The sequence below is a fragment of the Moorena sp. SIO3I6 genome (assembly GCF_010672095.1).
In genome coordinates this window covers 1-1,807 of record NZ_JAAHHU010001002.1, presented here as the reverse complement: position 1 = coordinate 1,807, position 1,807 = coordinate 1, and the positions used below count along the sequence as shown (strand labels likewise).

Here is a 1,807-nt window from a genome sequence, read left to right as displayed (position 1 = left end):
AACTACTATTATTTATATGGTCATTTCTGTGGTTGAGGAAACGCGAGTAGGCGATTTTAACCGCTGTCAAAGTACTACAATAATAGTTATACAAAAAAAACTTTAAGGTTGGCTGGGACTCCCAGTAGTGGGAGCTTCCACTGAAAAGACAATCAATCGAAATTATTGATTGGCTACAGGCACGTAGTCTAGTTTTAGCCCCTGCCAGCAAAGGCTTTAAGGCTAGTGAATCAAACCACATACTTACAAACCACATACTTACAAACCACATACTTACAAACCACATACTTAAAGGTAACCTCAACCCCCACCACCATGAGAGAGTAGCGGTAATTGGCACTGCCTGATGGACTGCAAGCCTTTTGGTGTTACGGAAGGTTAGGTTGATGTGGTTGTTTCGAGCAATGGCTAACATTTGTTAGTTAACTCCTCCGAAGAATCTGCGCCTATGGAAGAGGGCAGAGTTTCAATACTGCATTGTTGTCTATCCAGATACAGCCTATCTCATAGCTGTACATAATTATGTTTGTTTATGGTAAACGGAAACGATTTATCGACTTCCAGCACCAGCAGTAGGGCGTGGGGATTAACCCATAGACTAACAAATTATTCCTAGTTTGTACAAAGCGTGCTCCAAACAATAGACCTGGTAGTTTTGATTTATCAAACTAACCTTGAAATCCCTAAAATCTTTATATAATTTGTAGCAAAGATTTTTGTTTAAAATTTTTGTTTAAAGAATTTTTCCTTGGGCTGTAACGCTTATATGCTACACTCTAAAAGTCTTTGCATCAATGAAGTATACCACGCCTCACACCCTACCCGAGATAACCACACGATACCGGATACAGACCGATGATTACTCCAGATGAATGCCATACAGACGGGTAGGTGTCCCATCTGGGCATCTAGATTCCATTTGATTTTACTATAGGCTATCCACTCTCCCCTGACTCTCCAACCGATGCGTTCACCTAGCCTAACGCAGTCTCCTCCGGCCTCTTGATAAATGGACTGCTGAACACTAAGCCCAAAGTGTCCTTGGCTGTATCTTACCCAAAGCTGGTCAATGGTCAGCAGGTCAGCACAGGGAAATGTTTTGAGCGACTCTACATCTAGCCATTTTTCAGCTTCTCGACCTGCTGCTTCCAATAGTACCCTGGCTGTCTCTAGGTCGGCTTCTTTCCACTTGCCTGCTGCTAGTACATCTCGCAGTTTAGTGTAGTCTAATCCTTTTTCAGAATGCAGTTTGAGTTCAGGTTCATAGTGATGTCGTGTCATAGGTTTGCGCCATGATGATGGGAGTTGATCAGCAAAGATATAGTAAAGATCTAGTTTTGGCTTTTCTGTCAGGTGTGGGGTACACCCATCAACCATAGCATTGCCCCAAGAGTCAACTACCAGACACTGACGGCAAAGTCATACAGCAATAATCCATAAATTCTAGGTATTAGGCATTTGGTATTAGGTATGAGGGACAACAGGGGTACTTGACAACTTTCGTGCTAACCGAGAGGATCGCCAAGTTACAACAGAACCCTGAACCCTAGAGCCTAAACCCTAAATTATATTCGCGAAGCGTGACCGCAGGTCAAACAGGTATCTAAGAGAGAAAATATGTAACAAAATGCGTTGGTGTAGCGTGACCAAAGGTCAATCGCGTAGCGGCGACCTAGGAGCATCGCTTAGCGTGGCCTACGGCCAATCGCATCTTTACAGATGTTCCTTGTCGTGCTTCAATGTATAGCCTGTGGTTAAGGAGTTTAACAGGAAACCCGCCAGAAGCGATGCAGCGCGTTATGTATTT

The 1,807-nt window shown here is 43.4% G+C and carries 1 protein-coding gene; it reads right to left on the bottom strand.

Translation table 11 applies throughout. From position 1 onward, the window contains the following. Positions 1-762: 762 nt before the first annotated feature. On the bottom strand, positions 763-1,377 hold the full coding sequence (locus tag F6K49_RS45430; protein ID WP_229415336.1) for a GUN4 domain-containing protein: 615 nt from the start codon (positions 1,375-1,377) through the stop codon (positions 763-765). Positions 1,378-1,807 lie beyond the last annotated feature (430 nt).

Coding starts and splice junctions, on each gene's coding strand:
- F6K49_RS45430 (WP_229415336.1), bottom strand. CDS start 1,377: ATGGTTGATGGGTGTACCCCACACCTGACAGAAAAGCCAAAACTAGAT.